Here is a 24528-nt window from a genome sequence, read left to right on the forward strand (position 1 = left end):
TTAAACGAGAAGGAGGCGGAGGCAATACCACCTAGTTGTTCGGGAAGAAGTCGATTGGGAAAAGAATGGTGATCGTTGGAACACCGGCCTTCTCGCCAAAATTAAATCGCTTCACCCGCGCTACAATCTTGGCGTTGAGTGCAGGCGAATCCATATCGCTGGACTCCACTTCCGCAAGGGATACCGAGCCATCAGGCTCAATGGTAATCCTCAAGACCATCTTACCCTGCAAGGCGGGGTTGTTACGCAGTTCACGGTTGTAAATGCGATACAGCGAAGCCTTATAGCGGTCGAAGACAATCTGGATTTCCTCGTCGGTACGAGACGGACCCACACCATCACTGAGCGGTCGGTCCTCGCCGGCGAAATCACCTTCTGTGCCAATGGAGCTCTCCACTCGCGAGAAGGCTACTCCACCCAGGGATGATCCAGTACCACCCACATTGCGACTAAGCTCTGCAGTATTAATACCACCACTACCCGCAGTTGCCGCTGCAGTAATCAGCGAACGCTGACTACGGTTTTCCTTCTTACCTGCAGTACTGAGCTGTGTTTGTTGGCCCAAACGATTGTCCAGGTCATCTTGAATAAGATCCTGGAAATTATCCTTAAAGGCGAGAACACCCGCACGCTCAGCTTTCTTACGCGCTTGTTTTTTCTCCACTTTGGATGGTTTCGGATCCTGCTTGGCCACTTTCTGCTCAGGCTTGGTTTCAGGTTTTTTCTCCTCTTTCTTGGGCTTGGCTTTTTCTGGCTCAGGTGGTGGCTTGGGTTTGGTCTTCTTCTCGATTACCAATTTGGCCAGGCGCTCGGGTATCTCCACTATCTGTGTTTCGGGTTCAGGCAAGGTATATAGAGGAACCAGATAACCCAACAGTGCCGCAATAAACAGTGATGCAAATACACAAATACGGAAGCGCTTTTCATCCTCACCCTTGGTATGCCAAGGCATTTCCATCGGGCGAAAAGTGGGCTGCTCATATTCACGGGTGATCTCGAATTCAAACTTGGATTCCTCTTCCTCACGGCGCAGCTCATCAGCGCGCTCATCAAGGGCAAAGATCTCCTCATTGCAGTATTCGATATTATCCAGGATATCCCTACGCTTCTGATGAAGCTGATCCAGGCTTTCGTTATAAGTACGAGTTGACGCCCCAATCCGTGCGATAACCTGCTGGGAAGCATCGACCCGATAATTCTCGGCCCAAAACATTTCACCTGCGCCGATGTCCTCGAGTTTTCCAAGGCGCTCAGAAATTTCATCGAGCAACTGGTACTTGGAACCATCGACTTGCAATTCAGCCAGCTTCTCTTCGATCTGCCGCTGCTCATCCTCGAGCAGATGCATACGCTGGCGAACCGTATCAAGCGCCTCGCTGACCGCCTGCTGTTGTTGAAGAAAATTACTCACAAACTTCCATTAACCCTGAGATGCTTTCTGAATTACCGCCAGTGATACCTTGGTGTAGCCCGCTTCGGTGCAGCTGGACATCACCTTTTTCAGCAAACTGAACGGAATGCCCCTGTCCGCAAGAATATTCACTTCGGGTGGTTCCGGTCCCTGCTCACCTTCCACTTCAGCCTCGCCCTCATTTTCTGCGGCAGAGGCCTGGGCTATACCGATTGCCTTACCCAGCTCTGCGGTCATGGCCTGCTTAATAACATCAATCACAACCTCTTCACTTTCGAGCACCTCACTGGTTGCGATAACAGATTTGGATTCCACCAGGATCTCCTCTGCAGTCACCATCAGGGTTACGGTTTCCCTGGGTTTGCTCTCAACCACCGAATCCGGCAATGTAATCACTTTGGGGGGCTCCAGCGCTTCGTTACTGGAAGTATTGGTCAACAGGAAAAATACCAGGATAGTGAACACATCCATCAGGGATGTCAGATTCATGCCTGAAGTTTTTTTACGCTTATGGCTGCGAGCCATGCGCTTCATTCGTCGGCTTTCATGTCTCACGGCGCATCTCCTATGGAAATATCAGGAAACAAAATCACCTTCTCCACAGCTTCCGGATCACTGGGGTCGCTGCCTTCAACCCGAACTTCTGCACCACGCACGGTATCCATGACACCCACAAGATGCTCATAAGCAATATCCGCCTCCATCAATAAAATGGAGTCTGTTTTTTCCGGATAACTGGCTTTCACCTGCAATAAAAACTCAGTGAGTTTTTTCAGGTCGTACACTTCAGCTGTCGGTAATACTGCGAGGTCCGTATTCTGCCCATCGGCTTCCACTACAGTCACATCCGGCTGGACAGTCTCGCTTTCTTCAGTGGCATTCAAATTAGGGAAACGCGCAATTACTTTCTCACCATCGCTGATTTCCACAGCCTGCTTTCGCACCACTACTTCCACGGTCACTGTGGGGTCATCCGGTGCACCACCGCCAGCCCCGCTCGGCATATTCAGTTCCAGGATTGTTACCCGTGAAAACACCGCCGACACCAGTAGGAAAGGTACCAGTACCACCATCAGGTTAAGGAAGGCGGTAATGTCCAGCTCCGGGGCTTCTTTGTCTCTCCCGTGACGCCGCCTTCTCATTATGCAGTTTCCGTTTGCAATTCTTCGGTTTCGACTTCATTCGCAGATTGCTCGCCAGGCTGTTTTTCTGGCTTGGGTGCATCCATTTCGAAGCGACGACGGGTTGAGCTGTCAATCAGGTTGGAAGCTTTTACAGAGACCATTTCCAGGCTATCGATAATTTGACCGGTCAGGGAGTTGAGCAGTGCGTGCACTATCAACAGGGGAATACCGGTCATCAGGCCAAAGGCGGTGGTGTTCATCGCTACGGAAATACTGGCAGAAAGTAAATCAGCTTTTTCCGCCGGGTTGGCATTGGCTACCGCAGTAAAGGCTTCGATCAAACCCATGATGGTACCGAGCAGCCCCAGCAGCGTGGCGATATTGGAAAAGAGCGCAACATAAGGTGTGCGTTTTTCCAGCTGAGGTGTTATCTCCATCATGCTCTCTTCCATCGCGATCTCGATATCTTCGCGACGACGCACCGCACCCTGGCGTGCCAGACCCATGGACAGCAGTTTACTCACACTGGAGTTATCCTGCTTAACCAAGTTGCGCGCGCGATCAAAATCCCCGGAGGCGAGAACGGGTTGTAATTTATCCCACATGGCACGGTTTGTATGGCGCTCATAATGCAGGCGAATAAATCGTTCAATCGCTACGGCGCCGCCCAAAGCGGCAACGACAAGAATGGGGTACATAAAAGTACCGCCCGTCTGGAAAAACTCGATGACGCTGTTAAAAAAGTCCATTACAAACCCTCTTGAGAAATACTGCAGTAATTTGTTGCTGCTCCAGTCTTACCCGGAGAAAGGACGGCGTTAATCGCCGGACAGGCTGAGCTGGTAGAACTCCAACTCACGCATGAAAACTTCCTTGTCAAGCGGCTTAAGTTTGTCATCCATCAGACTGGAGACAAGATCGCTTTCGACACCGACTTCGGAACTTTTCCAGGGGACAATATAGAGAGACTTGGGAGCTTCCTTGTTACCGATAATGGAAATACCCGATAGCTCTTTGATCTTGGAGTCCACTTTCTTTTCCTTGGACTCATTTTCTTCTTCACTCCCGGACTGCGCAAAGGCAGCGGGGAGAGTTGTGAAACAGACAACCAATAGCAAAATCCATTTAAACTTCAATATCACTTGCCCGCTCTCCGCTTAAGATCCGCCAGCCAGATGGAAACATCCTGGTCCTCTGGCTCCAGTTGTACATATTGCTGGAATTGTGCCAGAGCACACTGGAGATCTTGCAGATAGAGATCACACAATATGCCGAGATTTTTTATCAAAGGCAGGTATTCGGGGTTTTCTGCCAAAGCATTCACATAAATTTTCCGCGCATCCGCAAAACGCCCCTGCTTGCGATAGAGCACTGCCAATTCATTGGTTGCGACCGGGTGTTTCGTATCCAGCTCGAGAGCCTTCAGAAAAGCTGTCTCCGCGTCTTTCTCACTTCCTACCTGATAGTGAGCAATTCCCAGGTTGATATAAGGGGCCGGAAGGCGCTGCTCCCGCTCCACCACCGACTGCAAAAGCTCAATAGCAGGCTCGTACCTCTTTTCGGCCAAGTATTCCAGTGAGCGCTCAAAGTCCCTATTAACACTGCCCGAAACCTTCACCGAGGAATAGTCAGAGATTTTTCCCGTCTTGGTTTGGGTGCCCGCACAGGCCGTGAAAAGCAGTGTAAGCCCCAGTAGAAAAAATACTCTCAATTTTGTATGCATAACCTTCAGCCCCGCACCTTAATGCTACTAGCTTGAACCTTTTATTTATTACCGCGTCGGCAGTTGCCCTTACTGACCGGAGACCGCTTCACCAGGGCCCAGCTGCTCAGGTGCTGGCGGCAGCGGTACAATACTTTGCAGATACTGCCCTGCTTCCTCGGCCCTTGCATACCGGGCCGGCATCAATCCAGCAAGCTTATCGATACTCCTGTCAATCCAGGGGTTATAGATACCTACCCCCAAAAGCTCGACATTTTTCTGGTGGACCGAGATCGCCTTTTCCTCAAATGGGTAAATCTGATCCTCCAGAGCCAGCTCGTATTCCTCCAGTTCCAACGCATTTAAATTAGTAGGCCGCTCGGAATCTTTGAGAGACTGACTGAAATGCAAATAGATTTCTGCAAGATAATAAGTCGCCGCGGCAGTGACATCTGCAACCTGGTAATCAATCAAATCTGTGAAAGTGCTGATAGCTGCTTTCATCCGCTTGCGCTTCAAGTTCAAATTCTTTTCAATGGGCTTCACCAGGGCTATCTGGGTAAAGGCAGCGTAACTCGGCTCGGCAAGTTGCAGTGCTGCATTACCTGCAAGGTAGCGGGTGCGATCAGTACGCTGTGAGCCACCGCGCAATTCAATACGGACCATCTCACGAAGCTCTTTCATATAGAGCATTTCATTCCCACCTGCTTTATAGATATCGGCGATTCTCTGCCGTGTTTCGAGAGCAGGCTCCATGGGGTTGGGGAAAAGGCCCACATAGCGGCGCAACACTTCCAGAGCTTTTTTGCTGTCTTTTGCTGCACTGTACAAATCCGCTGCCTGGGTCAAGGCTTCGCGGCGGATCTCCTCATCCTCAGACTCGCGCTCAATACGCTCAAATTCCGCCGCAGCCAGCAGTAATTCACCACTCTCCTGGTACACCACTGCTAATTTCTTGGTTACGTCTTTTGCCAGCTCATGCTCAGGGAAGTTAGTGCGAAAATTGTTGAGCACTGTCGCAGCCTGGCTCCAGTCTTTCAGGATAATCAGGGAAGCGGCGGCATCATACTCTGCCGTGGCCAGCAGGGTTGCCCCGGGAGCAGCGGTACGAATACGCAGGAAGTGTCCAGCAGCTGCCGCATGATCTTCCTGCGTACGGGCCATATCGCCCTGCTGGTAAATCGATGCTGCCAAGTTATCGATCAGTCCAGCGCGATCTTTGGCATCCGCAGCGGTAAGAGTCAGGGTTTCCCCATAGGCTACTTCCGCATCCTCAAACGCCTGAACATCAAACGAGGCATGTGCTACAAGCATCCAGCTGGACCGGCGAATCTCCTGTTCCGCCGCCGGGAATTTCTCCAGCAATGATCGGCCGTTTTCAATAGTGGGGGTATAGTCCTTGAGGCCATACAAGTCCTCTACTGCACCTAACATCACCTGCGGTGCCTTCCCATGCGCAGGGAAAGTATCAGCAAAAGTCAGAGATGAACGGATAATTTCGCGTAATAAAGGAGCACGCTGGTCTGCCGAAGCTTCTTTCAGGTTATTTGCCAGGTGCTCGCGGTAAGCGTAGACGGCCGCATATCCCGCCTCACTGGAATCCTTGTGGGCCGGATATTCATAAGCTGTGCGCTCATACTCCAAAGCGGAGCTATGGAAATCCCTATTCTCCAGCATCAAGCCGGCCAGCTGGTAATTAATCTCCGGTGCACGCTCAGTTTCACGGAAGGATTCCAGGTAACTGCGATACCAGTGAATTGCTTCACGATAGTGCTCGGACTTTTTATCCTTCAGCTTCTTGTTCTGGTAAGCCGCGTGATAGTGGCTGGCGAGGTCAATCAGGTTTGCCTGCAGGAACTCGACCACCTCTCCGTATTCATTGATATCGAATACTGTCCAGTATTCAGCTTTGAGGGCATAGGTGTTGGCAAAGGATTTCTTGGCTTCAAGTACCAGCTTGGGAAAGCCACCCTTCGCGTAGATTTCAATTACGCGAATAGAGAAATCTGCAGAAACCTTGTGCAGGGGATTACGCTCAACAAAAGCAGTGTAGGATTTTGCCGAGTCCTGATAGCGACGCTTATCCAGGTAGTATTCGCCCAGATGGCTGTACACCAGGTACTCGTACTGGCGCGCCCCCTTGCGGGAGAAATAGTCGACAATCGAATCGGGACCTTCCAGGTAAGAGAAGCTCAAGCTCACCACACGGAAGGTATCATCGATATGCTTTCGCTCTACCTCGTTGGTCTGCTGGTCGAAGTCATAACCTTGGGAAACTTTGTAATCGAGCATGGCGATATAATCATCCAACGCCATCTCGTACATGTCCTGCTTGAACAGGGACCAACCGCGCTTGTACAGGGCCAGCTCATAAAAGCTGGAAACCACTCCGATATTAATCACCTTACCGTAGGCTTCCTCAGCATCCAGGTATTTCTTACGGGTAAAGTAATACTCTCCCAGACGGAACCAGGATTCATCAATGTGACGGGAATCTGGATATTTGGCAACCAACTGTCGCAAAACATCCACTGCATTTTCAATCTGTCCCGCCTCTTCATAGGCTCGGGACAGCTGATACATCACCTGGTCGTTGCGGTCGTACAGCGGGTATTTTTTAAGTAGATCGAGATATAGGTTAATTGCTTCCCGGGCATTGGCAGACATCAGCGCATCGGGATCATCCGCAGGCAGTGGCAATGCAGAATTATCTGAGGCAATCTCAACATTGCCACTGGCACGCGCCTCAAATTCATCATCAGACTCTATCGCACCTGAGTTTTCCCCTGCCACCTGTTGGGCCCGAGTAACCGGTGCGGCGACTTCGGCGGGTGCATCAAGGGTATTCTCCGCGGAAATTTCCGCTGCTTCTATAGCAACTACCGCTCCACTCGTACTAACCGCGCCGGCACCACTGGCGATTCCATCAATAGCAGCATCCTCAGCCCGGTGCGCCTGTTTAATTTTCAGGTCGGCAATTCGACGCATCGCCTCCGGGGTGAGATTTGATTCAGGCGTTTCCTGTAGGTAACGTTGGTAACTGGCGAGGGCTTTCTCCAGGCTTCCGTCGATATACTCCTCTTTAATTTCAATATCGACATTTTGCAGGCTGCCAATAGTCTTGCCGCTATTCACGGCACAGGCATTGAGCATCAGTGCAGCAGTGGAAGCCAGTACACATCGACGCGCAATAGTCATACTCAGCAGACTGGAATTAAAGCAAGGCATCAGGCTTCCCCTCCATCACTCACTTCGACTTCCGCATCCAGTTCGGGAGGATTTTCCTCTGGCAGGGATTCGCGGTGCTGCTCAATTTTGAGCTGGTCCTCACGCTGCTCCTGCAATTCATTGGCACGGTCATAGCTGTCGGCCAAGGCAAATCTCGCTTTGATTTGATAGCTTTCCAGCTGGGTACGACGGCGCTCCAACTCCTGGATTGCCAAAGCCTCCAACATACTGCCCTGACGTGCCATCAACATTTCCAGGCGCTGTTGGCTGCTGCGGATCTGCGCACGCAAGCGGGTAATCTCTTTGTTGTAGCCGGTGTAACTATGTGTGGCCGCCTGGCGGCTACGCACATAGGACTGGTAAACCACCTGTAGCTTTTCAATTTCTATATTGAGTTCCTGCAGGTGTTTATAAGCTTCTGTAAGCCGCTGGTCATACTCAGTGGAAAGGCGAAGATCTAAAACACCCTGCAGGCGCGCTACCCGGCTACGCGTCGCCTCGGTAAAGCCCTGCGGACGCTCTGTGATCTGTTGATGCAACTTCATCAACTCCAGGCGTGCCTCCTGCTCATTTGCGGTGGCAAGATATTCCGGGCGGCGAGAAACCAGCATCTGTTCAATACGGCTGGCAAATATATCCCGCTGCTCAATACGTAGTTTGATACGGGCATCCAGCTTGCGAAATTGCTCGTCGAGCTGCGGCAACAGGGGTTCGTAATAAGCCCTGCGGATACTGATAATATCTTCGTAGGCGCTAAGGCTTTTGAGCCACTCTTCATTGCGCTCAAAGAGATCGTTTAGGTCGCGGTAGTTACGCAGGAATTCCTGATAGTCATTGGATGCCATCAGGTCGAGGAGGTAATGAGTCTCAGGGGCATCAGGCAGGTTGCGCAGTGCCACCACCCAGTTCTGTACCTGGGTTGCCTCTTTGCGGCGCAATGCCTCAAGGAACTTGCCTTCTCGGATACTGTTGATCGAAGCGGTCAACGTATCAATCTCATTGCCGAATGAGTCCAACGCACGACCATAATTAATTGCGGCTGTACTGTGTACATCCAGCTTGCCATAGGCATAGGGTACGGCGAGCATGGCTTCATGTACGGATTCATTGGTGCCTTTGCGGTTTTGCAGCATTTTCCAGGGCACCAATGCTCTCCCATAGCGACCGGCACGTGCCTCGACCCAACCAGCGCCCAGCAACGCCCGATTGGAAAACGGTCCTTCGAGATTGACGCGGTCAAAATATGGACGAGCCAGTTCTAATTCACCGGCCTCCATTAAATGCGAACCTAGCAATAAATTGGTTTTATCATACAGCGCCTGCGCGGCGGGCTTGCTGCTGCTCTTCTTACCCAAGGCAGTCAGTTCCAGTACACCACGGGTTTCTTCGCCAGACTTTAACTGGGCGATTCCGAGGTTGAACTCAATAAACCCGGCAAGGGATTCTTCCCCCTTCAGGTCTTTTAGTAATTCCACCGCTTCATCAAAGCGCCCCAACTGCATAAATACCCGCGCACGTAAGAACTGTTCTTCCGCACGCACACGCTCGGGTACACGCCCTTCTATCATTTCCAGAGCATGCAAGGCATTCACTGGTTGCTGCTTGTGGTAATGAATTTTGGCGAGGCGATAGGCAGCCTCATTGCGTACCGCCTGAGAAACATTACCTTTAAGCACTGCTTCAATTGCGCGCCCAGCCTCCCGATGCATGCGATAGGAAAGCTCCAGGTCGCCCACGGAAAATTCTGCCTGCCCCAGATGCGCACTGAATGGGTCCAGCTCCGGCTGATCCAACCGATAAAACTGGGCCAGCTCTGTATCCAGAGCCACAATCGCATCAAAAAAGTTTTCCTGGTGAGCATGAAACATGGCAGCACCAAAAAACAGGTCGCGCAGCTCCTCACGCTCTTCGGCATTAACCACACCTACGAGGATAGGCAAAGTACACAGGGAGGCCGCCAAAGCTCGCAGTATTGCTTTAGCCGGGACCGGCAGTAGCGACAGCAGAGATGTACACATGGTTACCAGTCCTTGAAGTTAATCTCAGACTCGGCTCCTAAGATGCTGATCTCAACAAATTTCGGCCCCACAGCCTTATCTACCTGGTAAGAAGCTTCGGCCCGATACTCGCGGCCGGAGGGTGTTTTACCGATGAAGCGGACTTGCAAAGGATGCGCGCCAGTCTGGACGTTACCGGTATATAATTTTTGCACGCCACCTTTTTGTAGGGATTCGATTTCGCGATAGGTATATAAATGGTGCGCAACAATTTCGCCGTTTAGCCTGACCTCTACAGATTCCAGCTCAAAGGGATGCTCATCGGCAACAGAGACAAAAAAGGCCACTTGTGAGTTAGAGGGAAACAGTAGTTTCTCTTCCAGCTGCGAGAGAGTCGCAGTCAGGTCGATCACATCCTTTTTTACATCCTGGATTTGCTCATCCAGACCACGAATATCATCGCGACTGACATTTTGCGCAGAAACCACGCTTGCCAATAGCAGCAGGATTGTTACCTGTAGAATTCTGAACATGTGATCTACCTCTGACCCTACCTTTAACAATGAAACCAGCGATGCGGAAGACCCTTGCGGGCCACATTGAAATGCCTGTACACAGGGACCCTTCAGCCAGCGGCATTGTATTGAATACAGGAATCGGCAGATGTGAGGAAAGTCAAATCTAGCGAAACAGACAGGTGGGAATTTTTCCGATTTTAGAGGGGCGCAGGGCAGGAAAGTGTGAAAGAAATCACGTATTTTATCTATGCGATGGCCAAGCTCTGATTACTATAAAACAGCTTGCATTACCTTAAGATTGTGCCACTTATTGATAAACCTACAATAATAAAACTTTTGTACTGTAAGAGTTTATCCGGCCCCTTAACTTGACCGCCCCTGTTTTTGGGGCGGTATTGATATCAAATCAAATTATCTATTTTAAGAGCTTTACTACCCACTTAAGCATTAGCTGACTCCCCCATGGATACAATAACCTTGCCTTTCGCACGACCGGTTTCCAGGTATGAAAGCGCCTCAAGGCTCTGTTCAAAGGGGTAAATCTTATCAATAACAGGGCTGATAATATTGTCCCGACAAAGGGAGCCCAATTCCTCAAGCTGCGATCCGTTTGCCTCCATAATCACCATCCGGTAGAGCGCTGTCTTTTCCTTTGCAGCCTTCATTACAGAACGTGCTTTAAGCCTGAGCAGCTTGCGCAGGAGCCAGCCGATACCAAATTCCTTCGCCGTCTGAGGGTCCAATACACCGGAGATTGAGACAACCCTTCCGCCCCGCTTCAGAACTTTAAAAGCATCGAGCGTGTATTGCCCACCCAGGGTGTCATAGACCACATCAATATCAGAGAGGAGATCCAGGTAATTTTCCTTCTTATAATCAATTACCTGATCCGCGCCCAGTTCGCGTACCCACTCAACATTGGCGCTACTTGTTGTGGTAATGACATAGGCCCCATAGGCCTTGGCGAGTTGAACTGCCACAGAACCGATACCACCGGAACCGGCATGAATCAGTACTCTCTCACCTTTTTTCAGGCCGGCAACCTGAATCAGGGCCTGGTAGGAAGTCAGGCTCACCAAGGGGATGCTGGCAGCCTCCTCATGCGTCAGATTTTTTGGCTTTCTCGCCAGGTGTGAGGCATCCACGCTCAGGAAATGCGACAGTGTCCCCACATGATCCTCCCCAACGCGGGCGAAAACCTCATCGCCGGGCTGGTAGGCTGTAACGCCACCGCCTACAGAAACCACTACGCCGCTGAGATCGCGACCAATCCCTACCGGAAGATCCAGCTTTTTGACGGCCTTCATATCGCCACGCATCACCATCAGGTCAATCGGATTGATACTCGCTGCATGGATTCGTATCAATACTTCACCTGTTCCTGGTATCGGCACACTCGCCTCACCAAAAGCCAGGCTCGTATTGATATCACCATAGCGAGTTATTTTAAGTGCTTTCATAAATATCTCTGGTCATCCGTTCATTTGATGTCAGCGATAGTGCCCCCCGCCCACCTTGGGAAACAGATGGCAATAGGTGGAAGTCTTTTGTCTTTTTGACAACAATAAGGAGAAATACTGGGCGGTATGATCATCTGGGGAGGTAATTATGGACAAAATCAGGGCGTTACGTTATTTCAAGCGGGTGGCAGAACTATGTAGTTTCACTGCCGTGGCCGAGGAGTTTGACGTACCAGCTTCCTCCATCTCGCGCAGAGTCCGCGATCTGGAGCATTCCCTGGGTATTGAATTGCTACAACGCAGCACTCGCCAGGTTGAGGTGACCGAACTGGGGAAACTCTACTACTCCATGATCGGCGAGGCCATTCGCCAACTGGAACAAGCTGATGAACTGGTCAGCCAGACTTTTGAGGCTCCTAGTGGACTTGTTCGAATCAGCTGCCTCCCCTCCTATGGTGAGCAACACCTGACTCCCCTGCTGGAGCAGTTTGCCCAACGCTATCCGGATATTGTCTTTGACCTGCACTATAGCGACGATCTCACCCAGCTGGGTAAGGACCCGGTTGATATCGCTATACGCGGAGGCTACGCTCCTGACGAACATGTTATCGCCAAGCGCTTGTCAAAAAACGAATTCTCACTAACCGCTTCACCTGAATATCTCAGCTCCCTGAAGCAAGAATTTCCCCTAAACAAGCAAGCCATAGAGTCCGCAAACGCATTGCAGTACCGGGGCCCCAAAGGGCCTATTGACTGGCACTATTTCAACGGCAATTACTGGGAGCCAATCGAGCTTACCACTCACCTGATCAGTAATAATGGCAAAGCCCTACTGGCTGCCGCTTTAAATCATCGCGGTATGTTCTGTGTGCCCTCATGGAGTATTTGTGAACACATAGACTCTGGCGAGCTGGTAGAAGTGCCTACCGAGGGCAAGGTATCGGTTAGTCCCGGAGGGGACATTGGCATTTTTCTACTCTACGAACGCAGCAAATATCAGATCCCCAAAATTAAACTTTGCGTGGACTTTATATATTCAAATTTGGGCAAGCTGTAAAAATATCGAGAAATTTACTCAACACGACTTTCCGGGGTGCCCCTGGCAATAAAAAATACCCCAACTATCAAGCTAGCAAAAACCAAAAATGCATTTAACAAAAAGGCCCGACCAATACCAGTGATCATATCTGGAGCAAATGCCACCACCACGGCATTCAGGCCCAGCCCCAAAGCGCCGCCTGCAACCTTAAACATAAACAGGATCGCACTGGCAAGACTCTCCCGCCCAGGCTCGACTATTGTTACAACCAGGGTTGTTGCGGCAGGGTTAAACAACCCCAGGCCAAGCCCCAACAATACTAAACCTGGAACAACATCTATGTAACGTGATTCACCCGATACAGCAGAAAGTGATGCCATCCCTGTCCCCATCAGGAAAATCCCCACACAAATTATAAGTTTCGGCCCCAAACTTAAATAGACTCTCCCCGATAAAAACGAGATAAAGACGAAGGAAATCATTAGTGGCAGTAGCGCCAAGCCCGAATCAAGAGCCGAGAATCCGAGCACTTTAGAGGAATACTGGGGCAAATAAAGAATCACTGAAAAGAAAACAACCGATGTAACAAAACTGATGGCACCCACCACTGTAAATTTTGCGTTAGTGATTACATCACCGGGAATCAATGCATCCCTGCCTTTCTTTACTTCCAAAAACAAAAAGACCACAAGAGAAACAAAAAAAACGAAGAAAAAATACAATGTATATAAGCGATTGAACCCGATCTCCGCGGCAACATACATACCAAACAAAAGACTAAACACTGACACCATTAGCATAATTACACCGGCATAATCGACCCTGACCGATGATTTAGTTGGCGTATCCTGTGGAACAAACTTCCAGCAAAGAAATACAGATAACAGGGTTAGGGGTATATTGATCAGGAAAATCCACCGCCACCCCCATAGATCAGACAGTGTTCCTCCCAGAATTGGCCCTATTGCATTTGCCAAACCACATACCGTCATCACCAACCCACCTACCTGGCCAGCCCTGCTGGGTGGCACCAATGTATAGGCAATTCCCAGAATTGATGGCCACATCAGTGCAGCCCCAGCCCCTATAACAATTCTAGAAATCAGCAAGGTTGGCGTATTAAAGGATAAGCCCCCGATCAACGAAAATAACAGAAAAACACTGCTGCCAATAAAAAATAGCCTACGGCGCCCATAGATATCAGCAAGACGTCCACCCGTAACGATCAATACCCCAAACATCAGCCCATAGCCATTGATAATCCATTGGGAGGTAGTGATATCAATATTAAATTCCTGTTCAATCGCGGGAATTGCAGGAGAAAAAGCCGTGAAATCAACAGTGACAAGGAATAAAGCGAGGTTGACTGCAATAAAACCCAATTTCTGAGACTTCGAGAGCGTCATCTGGAAATATGACATAAACAGCAGCCTTACCAAAAACCTCAAGTCAACTCAGCGATGAAGCCCCTTCAACCGAAAAACCAATACAGCCTCCGCCAACTCACAAAAAATGCTTATCATTCAGTACTACCTCTCTCACTTTCAGTCACAGTGGGTGCGCTCATAAACAGGAAAGCAATAACAAACCCTACAAATGCAAAGCAGGCATTTACTTCAAAAGCCCTACTAATACCTGTAGTAATATCGGGTGCAAACCCCACAATAGCGGCATTAACACCGAGTCCCACCGCGCCGCCAGTGATTTTCAACATATAGATAATCGCACTGGCCAGGCTCGCGCGACTGGGGTCTACTACAGCGATGACCATTGTGGTTGTAGATGGATTAAATAACCCCAGTCCAGCCCCGAGGATAATCAATCCAAAGATATACTCACGGCCATCACTTAACCTGGAGATATAAAACATCCCCAGACTCATGGCCAGGATCCCAACACAAACCAGAATCTTCCCCCCGGTCTTTTGATAGAGTTGACCGGCTATAAATGAAAAAACCGCAAAGGCAATCATCAAGGGAACAAGCGTTAAACCCGATTGCATAGTGGTAAAACCACGCACATTTGTCAGGTACTGGGGCAGATATAAAATAACTGAAAAGAAAGTAATAGAAGTAAAAAGAGTAACGGCTCCGGCCGCAAAGAACCTCTTATTTTTAATAACATCCTGAGGAATAAGAGCTACCTCTCGTTGGAGAGACTCGACATAAATAAAAACTGCACTAAATACCAGAAATCCCACCAATAGCCCGATTACCAACGGATGCATAAAACTAACCCCCGATGCATAATTCAGGGCCAGGAGAAAACTCAGTAGAGAAGCAGTCAGAGTGATAACACCCAGATAGTCAATACGTTCATCGGGATCAAAGGGAACATCTCGGGGAACAAATTTCCAGCACATAAGTGCAGCGGCAAACGCTACTGGCAGGTTTATAAAAAAAATCCATCGCCAACTGAACATATCCGCCAATAACCCGCCCATTACAGGTCCAAGGGTGTTCGCCAAGCCACAAACAGCCATAATCAGACCACCGGTTTCTCCAGCGCGCTCTTCGGGCATCAGGCTATATGCCATTCCCAGAATAGAGGGCCACATCAACGCTGCCCCCACCCCCATGAATGCCCTGGCGGCGAGAAGCATCGGCACATTCAGGGCAAGGCCGCCCATCAAGGAGAACGTCAGGAAAATTCCTGCTCCAGTGATAAATGCCCGTCGCCGCCCAAAGATATCCGCGATTCGCCCTCCGGTAACCACCAACACACCAAAGACAAGACCATAGCCATTGATAACCCACTGGGAGGTGGTGATATCCATATCCATCTCCCGCTCGATCGCCGGGATCGCGGGAGAGAATGCAGTGATATCAATAGCAATGATAAATAGGGCCACGAATATGGCCAGCAAGCCTAGACGGGGGGAATTGGGGTCCTGCTCCTGGATGTGTGACATGGACGTTACCAACTCCAAGGGTTTCAGCCTGGAATTACAATCCGACCAGATTCCAAGTTAAGTTCCCGGAAAATCCCAAGTTATACCCCATACCCTTGGATGTACGCTATAGCCTCAGCAGTGACGGCAATTTATAAATTTCCACCCCAACCGAGACAGAGAATAAGTAGCAATAAGTTTAGTTGAGAGCACTCGGCTAAAATATAGATATTGGTGATTCTTCCCATCCACAGCCAGGTTTTCTCTACGGTACCAAACAGCTCTTTATGCTATTTAAACAACGTAAGCAGAGATGCTGAAGTCACCAACCGGGCCATAGCAGAGATATTCTCATGCGCAAATACATTCTTCTTATTTTGTTAATCTTCGCTCCTTATCAATTTGCGGAAGCAGACACTGTGAACAATCTAAGCAGCTTCCAGTGGCAGAAACGCGTATTACTCCTCAACAACCCTGCCAATGAGACAGAGACTATGCAGTCTCTACTGAAGTTGGGCCCTCAGTTTGCAGAAAGGGATTTACTGTGGTTTGTCTTTTCCAAGGACAATATCGAGACGAATTATCCAGGGAAAATCACCAGCGATTTCAACACCAATATCAAGGATCAGTATTTCAAGGGCGATGGCGAGCAGGTAGTCTTGATAGGAAAGGACGGTGGCGTGAAATATCGTGCTGTCAAGTATGCCCCCACGGAAATTTTGCGGCGTATCGACAGCATGCCGATGCGCCAGCAAGAGACAAAAGATGGTTCCGCGCCTTGACCCCATAGGTATCATCGGCGCCCACACGCAAAAACACTGAAGGCGACCCTTTAGCTATAAGCCCACACAAAGCTTATACCCTATCCCTTGCCCTCTTGCCGGCCATTTTGAATAACACCGGGCGCACTTTGGCTACCAACCAACCCAGTGCCTTGCCACCAGCTGTAGTCTCTGTTGCCTGGGCGTATTTATTCAGTGCCAGCTCACTTTGGGCTTGTTGACTTAACAGGTCAACCTCTTTATCCAACTCTATTCCTGTCGCGTTGGCAATACGATTCATGCGCTGGAAACTGCCGATTAGTGCCGCCACATCCACTAAAGCGGAACTACCGTGTTCCTGCTCCAGTCTCTCCCTGGTGGGGGGGATCAGCTGTACATCCTCGCCCATGACCGCATCCACAAAAGCGAGAAGTTGCGCATAATCCTCTGCTCCATGGGGGTGATGTCTTCCACCGCCATTGCCTCCTGCAGAATCTTCAGAAATAAGCAGGTTGGCAATATCTTCCTGTTTTCCCTGCACTTCACTACTCACCTGGAGCAACATCGCGTGTGAGGCCGCACAGTAAAAGCACTCGTTGTTCATCGACACCCTAGTGGCCACCAACTCTATCTCAGTACGAGAAAGAGCGCGATCGTGATTCTCTCCCACTTGCATGACCTGAAAGGGCATAAAGTAATAGCGGTTTTCCATATAGCGCTGGCAACGCACAGCATCCGGCACCAAGCTCAGAGCCCTGAGTACATTAGTAGGTCTGGGGATATCCTCATACAGATCCTGCTCGGCACCCGTGCACTGGCCCTGTCCAATCATAGGCACCCAGGCAGCACCCTCTTCCAACCCTGCGGGTGTGTATTGGGAGGGCACTGTGTCCTCCCCGGCCAACGCCTTAGGGAGCTCTTCTAAATCCAACCCCAACGCACGATGGAAGGTATCCACATTCATGGCAAAGACAACAACCGCCACAAGCTCCACATACTGGCCTATGGAGATTTCCGAAGGTACCAGCTTTTTCAACCACTCCTCACTCAGGCGGGAGGGGTCAGTCACTATTCGATGAACAGTATCTACAACCGCTTTGGGAAGATCCGAGCGGCTGTCGTGCAGCCCCTCCACCTGATAAGGGGAGAGCGCCTTTCTTCGCTCCCGACAATATTCGCAGTCGTAGGCCGCACGCACTTCCCTGGCAATAGCTATATGATCTTCTATAGACCACCAGTTGCCCGTTTCTCCAATAAACCGCCAAGCCTTTAGATTTGCCTTGCGTAAATCATCGCGAATAGGATAAGGCACGTTCGAATAATTAAATGGCATCGCTTATACAAATCCCTATGACTAATAACCAAAATATTAGGCCGTCAATCGAAGGAGTATTACTCAAGGCATTACGTTTCCCAGTATTCAATTCACGACTACTCTTCAGACTAATTCCCCCCAGCATGAAGTACAGTTTAATTTGTCATTAATACCGGTGATTTAAGGATTCTCTACAACGCCAGGCCCACAAAGAGCTTGAAGGCAACACCCCTGGCAGGCCATCATCCACACGCATTCCAAACAAAGAAGTCGGAAGCTATGGCTAAAAAAGCAATTGTTATAGGTGCAACTGGGCTGATTGGTAGCCACTTGGTTGAGCAGCTGGCACAGGAAAAATCGATAGGCGAAATAGTCGCTCTGACCCGCCGCCCCTTGTCCTTTTCCCATCCAAAAGTTCGCAATGAGCAGGTTGATTTTGAACACTTAGAAGAATACGCAGACCTGTTTCATGGTGACTTGCTGTTCTCCTGCCTGGGCACCACCAAGAAGCAAGCGGGCGGCCTGGAGCAACAATTCAAAGTGGACGTGGAGTATCAATTTCGCGCTGCACAGCTGGCAGCAGATAATGGGGTTGCCCACTACCTGCTGGTATCCTCCAGCGGCGCCAATACGAAAAGCAACAGTGCCTATTTGCGCATGAAAGGGGAACTGGAACAAAAGATCCTGTCACTGCCCTTTGCCCGCATCAGTATTTTCCGCCCTTCTCTGCTCATCGGTAAACGGGCCGACCTCCGCCCTGCAGAGAAAATAGGCGCCATTATCTTACCCTGGGTCTGCCGACTACCCGGACTACATCGTTATCGTCCTATTACGGGCTTCCAGGTAGCCGAGAAAATGGTAGCCGTATGCGAAAAAGCGGGAACTGGCGTAGAAACCTTCACGTTGGATGAGCTGTTCTACACCTGACTTTTATTTCTGCATCCGGGGCATCAAGACTGGCGATCAGCGCCACAGGGGCACAGACTATCAATAGGTAACCGCTTTCCGGTAAGCACTATGTTGTTGTCTGTGCGCCTTCTCACCCCTTTGCTTTTTATCTGTTGGGCCCTATTCCCCAGCTCTTTCATGGCAGACTGTCGCCTAGATCGACAGCAACAGAAGCGCTGCGGCCCCGGCCAGTGTGCGCGAGATAGCGATGGAAATGTCTATTGCGCTATTCACTCCGGAGGTGGAGCCCTCTCTGATATCAATGGCAATATTGTCTGTGGTGTAGGGTTTTGCACCAAAGACTACCTCGGCAAAGTCTGGTGTTCAAAACAAAGGGGTGGCCTGGTTGGGCGCGATAGCAAACAGAAAGTTGAGTGCCAGGGAAGCTGCGCACGGGGCACGGCGAAACTCTGTGTGCCAGGGCGCTGAGGGCTAGCCCATCATGTCACAAGAGATTACCGGTCTTAGCCAGTTGCTGGATCAGATAAAATCCAGTTGCCAGCACACCGAGCGCATTTCCCTACAGCTGGTACTGGAATCCATCGGGCGCAGGTCATTCGCGCCCTTCCTGCTATTAGTTGGGTTAATCCTCTTTTCTCCCCTAAGCGGAGTACCCGGCTTATCTACCGTAATGGCCACTCTCTTATTGCTCGTCGCTATACAACTGCTGCTGGGCCGTAGGCACGTTTGGTTGCCACAGTGGTTACTGAGTCGGTCCATCTCGCGGAAAAAAATGAATGACGCCTTACAATGGCTGAGGCGGCCAGCAGCATTTGCCGACCGCTGGATGCGGCCGCGCCTGGATTTTATGGTGCGGCGCAGTGGCACCTATGCGATAGGCACTATCTGCTCACTGATTGCATTAACCATACCACTGCTGGAACTGGTGCCCTTCTCCGCAACCACAGCAGGTTTTGCCCTCACCATTTTCGGCCTGGCGCTCGTTACCCACGATGGCCTGCTCGCACTGATTGCCTGCATAATTACCGTGCTACTCACCTGGCTTCTCGCCCATACCCTACTTTGACAAATATTGAGCCATCTGCACCGTCGTCTTATGCACTGGTATTATAATTGTAGGCTTGCCGCTGTTAACGGATTTATTAAACTCAACTCTAAAAACTTAACCCAGCATAAGCTTATTCAAAAACGCATGAATGAGTTTTCAATTTTAAACATCAAGTTTAGCGGTGATTAACGTAAAATAGTTTGCACACCATCAAACCAGACCAGTAACACACTATTACCAACACGACCTTACCCAAACATGTCAGAAAGTACATTTCATCAATTCTAAAAAATTATCCCCCGCTTAATGACACAAACAAAAACAAACCCGATATGAATTAGCCTTTAAAAAAATAAGCTTAAAAAAATAGATTGACCTGATACAAACAAAATTGTATTTACTATTGACCCCTACTGTTAGCAATCCTAAACTTGAACGTCTAACATGCAGTTTCATTGGACAACCCACATGACAGATTTTATCGAAGTATATGATGATGCCCTTCCCTTAGATTTCTGTCAGCAGGTGATCAAACTTTTTGAGAGCAGCCCAAGCAGGCAAGTACAGGGAGTAACCGGAGGAGGCGTCGACCCGTCTAAAAAACTAAGCAAAGATATCTATTTAAATCAACACCCTGAATTTAAAGATATCTTAGCCCAAACCATTGACTATACCTCAGAATATATAACCGAGTACTTTAAAAAGTATTACTTTCTGCTTATAGGTACCTTTGGACTTACTGTCATCCACCCCAAAACGGGGGAGCCGGTTAAACTCACCCAGGATAATTATGAAGAAGTCGGCGCTCCGCAAGCACACATTTTGATGCAGCAGTTGTTCCGCTTAGGGCATATTAACGCCCAGAAATACAATAAGGGGGAAGGTGGCTACCCCTATTGGCACAGTGAAGTTTTTCCACAAATGCCGCACAATGAGGCCTTGCATCGCGTCCTCTTGTTTATGTTTTATCTAAATGATGTTGATGAAGGTGGGCATACTGAATTTCACTACCAAAATAAAACAGTAAAGCCCAAAGCTGGCCGAATGGTGATTGCTCCAGCAGGCTTTACCCATACTCATAGGGGTAACATACCCAAATCAGGAGATAAGTATATATTAACTTCTTGGGTCCTATTCAATCGGGCAGAGCAAATATATGGTGCGGCAAAGTAATTCAGATAATGGCCAGTTTTTACTGGCCACTTTTCTTTTTTTTAAGTGAACGTCTTAGGGCTTGCCGGCCACCCCAACCTGTGCGGCACCTCCTCCAATATCAACAGAATACGCCTCCTCACTCAGTAAACACCTCGCTAGATGTATAAAGACAGTTCATGTTCCGCTGAAGAAGCGGGACAGATTCTTCCTGAACCTGCCTCCACACAACTAAAGTGTATTGACCGACAATAAATGCGTCAGTAGCTGATCTCGCTCAAGTTGTTTCTATCAGCAATCATTAACCTACCAGCAAGTCATAGATTAGCTTTTAAGTGAACAAGCCCTTTTGGGCATCAAAAATACCTGAAGGACCGCAAATCGTGTAAGAAATGTGGAGCAAAAAAGGAGTAAATAAGGAACTTTTGCTTAATTCGCCAACTTAGGTAGTTACCAAAAAATTGGCATGCTAAGTTCAAGATTGGAATTTACATTACACTATCAATTATCAAATTAATTTTATTATCTAGTGAAATGAAGAAATCGTCGACTATCGACCTGCATTTGAATAATCTATAAACACTATCATCTTAGCGAACAACCGGATATCGCGCATAGTTAAAATCTAACGAAAAGGAAATAGAGATATGCCAAGTTATGACGATTTCTTAAGTGAATTGGACAACGATATTGAGACGGCCTTCAAAAAGTATAAACTGGATTTCAATACTCAGGAATTTGATATTAAGAATGGAGTGTATCAAACCGGAATCGACTTTGTATTCAGGGACCCAAATATAATCCTGATGAAAAAGGATGACAAATCCGAAAAAAAAGCGACTTATATGACCTGGGCTCGTAAATCAGCCGTATCAGTAACTTTAGATAGTAAGAGCCCTCCCTACTTTATGACATCGCACCTTAGCGGCTGCCGAATGACCCTTAAATTTCACGATGACGCAAGACATAGCGTTACAGTCATGCATGTTGCCGGTGATACTAGTTCAGGGACAACCTGGAATGGTTCTAAACAAAGGGATAAACTGGAAGAAGAGGTAGATATTCCTGCTCCAGTAAAGCTCGAAAGAAGGCTTTCGGTTACGGGCTTTAAAATGAATGGAGTATCAGGACCCAAAAAGATGAAAAAAGTACTCGCGAAAGGAGGTACTACCTTCTACGACAGCCTTGCCCGCTGTTTTGGTGTGCGCGGCGAAGATAACAAATGGAGATTCTACGTCCAAAATTTAAATAATGATGAACAGATCATAGGCTTTTTTGAGATTGTATAACAATATATTTATGCGGTGGTCCAAATTAACATTTTCCCTATTGTTAACTGGCTACCGCATAATCAAAATCGAATCATCAGGCCTAAAATCGATCAACAAGCCACCTGTATTTAAATAATTTTTTTGTTTTCTCCAGGGCAGACGGGAGGTGCTGCCCCAGACAAATAGTTTCCCAAATCTCTATTTGTCCAGTGGAACTTCCAGGCCTAACATACGAGGATATTTTGAAAGTACCATGAGTGCGAGCAAGTCATAAACTGCGTGCCAAATAATCACCCCCAATAAGCTGCCTGTCTGCTGATAAGCAACCCCCAAAACCAATCCAACAACAAATGTCAGCAGGAAATATGTAAATGATGCCCAATGCAGAAAGGCAAAAATTAGTGAAGCACCCAGCAACCCGATTAAAGGGGAACTGAGCTGTGATAGCCATACCTGTAGAAATCCCCGAAAAAAAATCTCCTCACAAATACCTGCAACGATAGACAACAGAATAATCTGCGTAGTAGATATTCCTGAGAATAATTGAGTCAGCTGCGCACAGTGGCCGCGCAGCGTACAACCGAAAGATGTAGGAGAGCGGGTAAGAATTACAACAGCGGTAAAACTAAATAGTGCCCCACAGACTCCCCAAACTACTGACAAAAATGGAGAGTCGCCAGGTATAGGAAGTTCAATACCGGAGAAGCCAATCGCAACAAGGGCAAATAGCAACCCCCCTGCCTCAATCCACATCATGACAGAAAAAATTTGTCTGCTGCTCAATTTATCCGCTGTCTTCTTAAACACTGAATTTTTGTCTTCCGACACAGGACATGCTCCATCAACCCCCTTGCTCGCCAGCCCGCTCTTCACCAACAACAGTTTTAAGGCTTACCTGGCCACTGGGCGCCACCATTAACTCTGCCACCCCCCCTTCTCGTAGATCCTTCTCAAGCTGCAGCGCCTTTTTCTTGGGAGCAAAGTAAGCCTCTATGCCGTACTTAACACGATAGCTATCGTCATTACCCCAAGGCCTTGTGTTGGATATACGCCCCCTCAGGAATATACCCTCATCGGGCTTATCAAAACTCGCCGAAGAGAATTCATAAAGTCCTGATGGAGACTTCTTCAGGGAGACATAAACCACCTCTCCCTGGCGCACCTGCCTGCCAGCAGACAGTGCCGATTTCTTAATCTCAGAAAAGCCATAGTTCAAGCGGGCGTAATTACCTCGGAACATGGAGCGGGGGTCCACCGGGATAGTCTTAACCCGAATTGGCTCGCCAGACCAAAGCGGTACCTGAGCCTTCACGTATAGGCCAGCAAGAATCAAAAACTGTACAGCAATCGCTGCAACTAAGGCGAAGAAAACCCCCCTCTTCATCGTGCTTCCTCCCTGCCCTGATGGAACTTCCAATACTTGGCCGCCCCCAACAAAAGGCCGGCGAACAGGATGAAAATCAGAGCTGCCCCCAGGTAATCTCCAATAAGGTCGATATAACGTAACAAGGCGGTGAGCAGTATCGCCACAACTCCAAGGAAGAAATAATGTGAAATACCATCGTGAACCCCACGATATATCAGCCAAATACCACTGCCAATCAAGGCAAAGTTGGCAGCCACCTGCAGGTAAATTGCCAGATCTATATTATCAATGGTAGTTACCAAAGCCAGGACTCCAGCAAACAAAACAAGGAGGGCACTACTGGATAACAACCTTCGCGTAGGCATCGCCAATACCACGGTTACTGCAGCCATGGCTGCAACCACCAGCCACATGGACCACAAATGATCCCAATTCGCTTCAATCAAGGACTCCCAGGGAGATTCAAAGCTGAAAACCAATAAGGTGATCAACGCAAAACGCAAGCACCAAATGGAGATTACCGCCGAATAATCCCGAGCTACGGAGGATTGCTTCAAGGCCAGCCAATGACTGAATACATACAGCATTACAAACAAGGCAATTGCCACCGGTAAGCTCTCAGCCTGCAGAGCCAGCTTAAAGCCCTGCTCTTGTATGCGCCAGATCTCCGCCAGTGAGTATTCAATCCAAAGGCCAATGCTTCCCAGTATCACCAGCAGCAATAAAACACTCGCCCGTCCACGTAGCAGAACAAAAAGGGAAACAAGAATGAATAACGGAAATAGTGCTGGGTAATATCCCATCACTACCTGCAGGTAGAACCAAATTAGCGCAAGGATATTGGCTTGTAGCGCTATCCAGGGGCTCCTTGTAATCAGGGCAAATGGGATACAGCCAAGCGCCCACCACAAGAGCCCATCGGGCATATGCTCACCTAAGTGATAAATCTGGGCGATAAGAATTATCGAGGCACCAAAAAAGAAGTTCCCCAATAGGAAAAGCCCCTCGCCTGCACGGGGGTTGCGCTTGAAATATACATGCAATGCAGCACACTGGGTCGCAACAGTGAGGGCGATCAAACCTCCCATTCTCAATGCGCGGGGAATCTCATCCCAGTTGGCGCCTATCAAAGTGATTAATGCCAGGGCAATAAACAAGTAGCCAAGGCCCACCAATACGTTATACCCAAGGGAACGCTGGCGCGCCTTGTGGTAGTCCACCTCGTAGCGAGCACAGATCAACTCGGCCTGCGCCTCACTGATCAGTCCATCATCTACCCACTCCCCAGTCTCTTGTGCCAGGTCGTGCTTTAACAATCGAATCAGTCGCATACCACT

General features: G+C 49.0%; 23 protein-coding genes. 7 read left to right on the plus strand and 16 right to left on the minus strand.

What is annotated here, in order from left to right; translation table 11 throughout:
• Positions 1-31: 31 nt before the first annotated feature.
• From ACJJJB_RS10930 to ACJJJB_RS10975, 10 genes are all read right to left on the minus strand, one after another.
• On the minus strand, positions 32-1411 hold the full coding sequence (locus tag ACJJJB_RS10930; RefSeq protein ID WP_445366235.1) for an AgmX/PglI C-terminal domain-containing protein: 1380 nt from the start codon (positions 1409-1411) through the stop codon (positions 32-34).
• Positions 1412-1420: 9 nt separating this feature from the next.
• Positions 1421-1966 (minus strand): ExbD/TolR family protein, encoded by a 546-nt coding sequence (locus ACJJJB_RS10935; RefSeq protein ID WP_445366236.1) that lies wholly within the window; start codon positions 1964-1966, stop codon positions 1421-1423.
• Positions 1963-2553, minus strand: coding sequence for an ExbD/TolR family protein (locus ACJJJB_RS10940; RefSeq protein WP_353376727.1), 591 nt, complete (start codon positions 2551-2553; stop codon positions 1963-1965). The genes ACJJJB_RS10935 and ACJJJB_RS10940 overlap by 4 nt, the downstream gene beginning before the upstream one ends.
• The gene (locus ACJJJB_RS10945; RefSeq protein WP_020413199.1) at positions 2553-3284 is read right to left on the minus strand and encodes a MotA/TolQ/ExbB proton channel family protein; all 732 of its coding nucleotides are present in this window, start codon (positions 3282-3284) and stop codon (positions 2553-2555) included. The genes ACJJJB_RS10940 and ACJJJB_RS10945 overlap by 1 nt, the downstream gene beginning before the upstream one ends.
• A gap of 69 nt (positions 3285-3353) precedes the next feature.
• Positions 3354-3677 (minus strand): hypothetical protein, encoded by a 324-nt coding sequence (locus ACJJJB_RS10950; RefSeq protein WP_020413200.1) that lies wholly within the window; start codon positions 3675-3677, stop codon positions 3354-3356.
• Positions 3674-4258: a tetratricopeptide repeat protein gene (locus tag ACJJJB_RS10955; RefSeq protein WP_282953113.1), complete on the minus strand. Its 585-nt coding sequence runs from the start codon at positions 4256-4258 to the stop codon at positions 3674-3676. Before ACJJJB_RS10955 ends, ACJJJB_RS10950 begins: the two co-directional genes overlap by 4 nt.
• 69 nt (positions 4259-4327) lie before the next feature.
• Positions 4328-7465 (minus strand): tetratricopeptide repeat protein, encoded by a 3138-nt coding sequence (locus ACJJJB_RS10960; RefSeq protein ID WP_445366237.1) that lies wholly within the window; start codon positions 7463-7465, stop codon positions 4328-4330.
• Entirely contained in the window at positions 7465-9483 is a 2019-nt protein-coding gene (locus ACJJJB_RS10965; protein WP_445366238.1) for a tetratricopeptide repeat protein, read from the minus strand. The genes ACJJJB_RS10960 and ACJJJB_RS10965 overlap by 1 nt, the downstream gene beginning before the upstream one ends.
• Before the next feature lie 2 nt (positions 9484-9485).
• Complete coding sequence (locus ACJJJB_RS10970) at positions 9486-9995, minus strand: hypothetical protein (RefSeq protein ID WP_020413204.1); 510 nt, start codon at positions 9993-9995, stop codon at positions 9486-9488.
• 425 nt (positions 9996-10420) lie between these two features.
• Entirely contained in the window at positions 10421-11440 is a 1020-nt protein-coding gene (locus tag ACJJJB_RS10975; protein ID WP_444946527.1) for an NADP-dependent oxidoreductase, read from the minus strand.
• A 148-nt stretch (positions 11441-11588) separates the two neighbouring features.
• Between ACJJJB_RS10975 and ACJJJB_RS10980 the strand changes: the two genes are divergently transcribed.
• Complete coding sequence (locus ACJJJB_RS10980; protein WP_282953109.1) at positions 11589-12497, plus strand: LysR family transcriptional regulator; 909 nt, start codon at positions 11589-11591, stop codon at positions 12495-12497.
• A 14-nt stretch (positions 12498-12511) separates the two neighbouring features.
• Here the strand turns inward: ACJJJB_RS10980 and ACJJJB_RS10985 are convergent, their stop codons facing one another.
• On the minus strand, positions 12512-13900 hold the full coding sequence (locus tag ACJJJB_RS10985) for an MFS transporter (RefSeq protein WP_445366239.1): 1389 nt from the start codon (positions 13898-13900) through the stop codon (positions 12512-12514).
• Between the two features lie 98 nt (positions 13901-13998).
• Complete coding sequence (locus ACJJJB_RS10990; protein ID WP_445366283.1) at positions 13999-15441, minus strand: MFS transporter; 1443 nt, start codon at positions 15439-15441, stop codon at positions 13999-14001.
• Positions 15442-15722: 281 nt separating this feature from the next.
• On the opposite strand from ACJJJB_RS10990, the gene ACJJJB_RS10995 reads away from it, so the two are divergent.
• Entirely contained in the window at positions 15723-16151 is a 429-nt protein-coding gene (locus ACJJJB_RS10995; RefSeq protein WP_445366240.1) for a DUF4174 domain-containing protein, read from the plus strand.
• A 73-nt stretch (positions 16152-16224) separates the two neighbouring features.
• Here the strand turns inward: ACJJJB_RS10995 and ACJJJB_RS11000 are convergent, their stop codons facing one another.
• Positions 16225-17463 carry an alkylhydroperoxidase-related (seleno)protein gene (locus tag ACJJJB_RS11000; protein WP_445366241.1) on the minus strand — a complete coding sequence of 413 codons (1239 nt, stop codon included), beginning with the start codon at positions 17461-17463 and terminating at the stop codon, positions 16225-16227.
• A gap of 261 nt (positions 17464-17724) precedes the next feature.
• Between ACJJJB_RS11000 and ACJJJB_RS11005 the strand changes: the two genes are divergently transcribed.
• The 5 genes from ACJJJB_RS11005 to ACJJJB_RS11025 all read left to right on the plus strand — a co-directional run bounded on the left by ACJJJB_RS11005 (position 17725) and on the right by ACJJJB_RS11025 (position 21843).
• Positions 17725-18372: an NAD(P)H-binding protein gene (locus ACJJJB_RS11005; protein ID WP_445366242.1), complete on the plus strand. Its 648-nt coding sequence runs from the start codon at positions 17725-17727 to the stop codon at positions 18370-18372.
• A 90-nt stretch (positions 18373-18462) separates the two neighbouring features.
• Entirely contained in the window at positions 18463-18822 is a 360-nt protein-coding gene (locus ACJJJB_RS11010; RefSeq protein ID WP_445366243.1) for a hypothetical protein, read from the plus strand.
• Between the two features lie 13 nt (positions 18823-18835).
• Entirely contained in the window at positions 18836-19420 is a 585-nt protein-coding gene (locus ACJJJB_RS11015; protein WP_020413213.1) for an exopolysaccharide biosynthesis protein, read from the plus strand.
• A 450-nt stretch (positions 19421-19870) separates the two neighbouring features.
• Positions 19871-20575: a 2OG-Fe(II) oxygenase gene (locus ACJJJB_RS11020; RefSeq protein WP_445366244.1), complete on the plus strand. Its 705-nt coding sequence runs from the start codon at positions 19871-19873 to the stop codon at positions 20573-20575.
• A gap of 626 nt (positions 20576-21201) precedes the next feature.
• Entirely contained in the window at positions 21202-21843 is a 642-nt protein-coding gene (locus ACJJJB_RS11025) for a hypothetical protein (RefSeq protein ID WP_445366245.1), read from the plus strand.
• 180 nt (positions 21844-22023) lie between these two features.
• On the opposite strand, the gene ACJJJB_RS11030 is transcribed toward ACJJJB_RS11025, so the two are convergent.
• The 3 genes from ACJJJB_RS11030 to ACJJJB_RS11040 are packed head-to-tail and all read right to left on the minus strand — an operon-like array spanning position 22024 to position 24522.
• Entirely contained in the window at positions 22024-22653 is a 630-nt protein-coding gene (locus ACJJJB_RS11030; RefSeq protein ID WP_444901294.1) for a CPBP family intramembrane glutamic endopeptidase, read from the minus strand.
• A gap of 13 nt (positions 22654-22666) precedes the next feature.
• Positions 22667-23209 (minus strand): GDYXXLXY domain-containing protein, encoded by a 543-nt coding sequence (locus ACJJJB_RS11035; RefSeq protein WP_020413217.1) that lies wholly within the window; start codon positions 23207-23209, stop codon positions 22667-22669.
• Positions 23206-24522 (minus strand): DUF2157 domain-containing protein, encoded by a 1317-nt coding sequence (locus tag ACJJJB_RS11040; protein WP_157533479.1) that lies wholly within the window; start codon positions 24520-24522, stop codon positions 23206-23208. Before ACJJJB_RS11040 ends, ACJJJB_RS11035 begins: the two co-directional genes overlap by 4 nt.
• Positions 24523-24528: the final 6 nt, after the last annotated feature.

Source organism: Microbulbifer variabilis, from assembly GCF_052468405.1.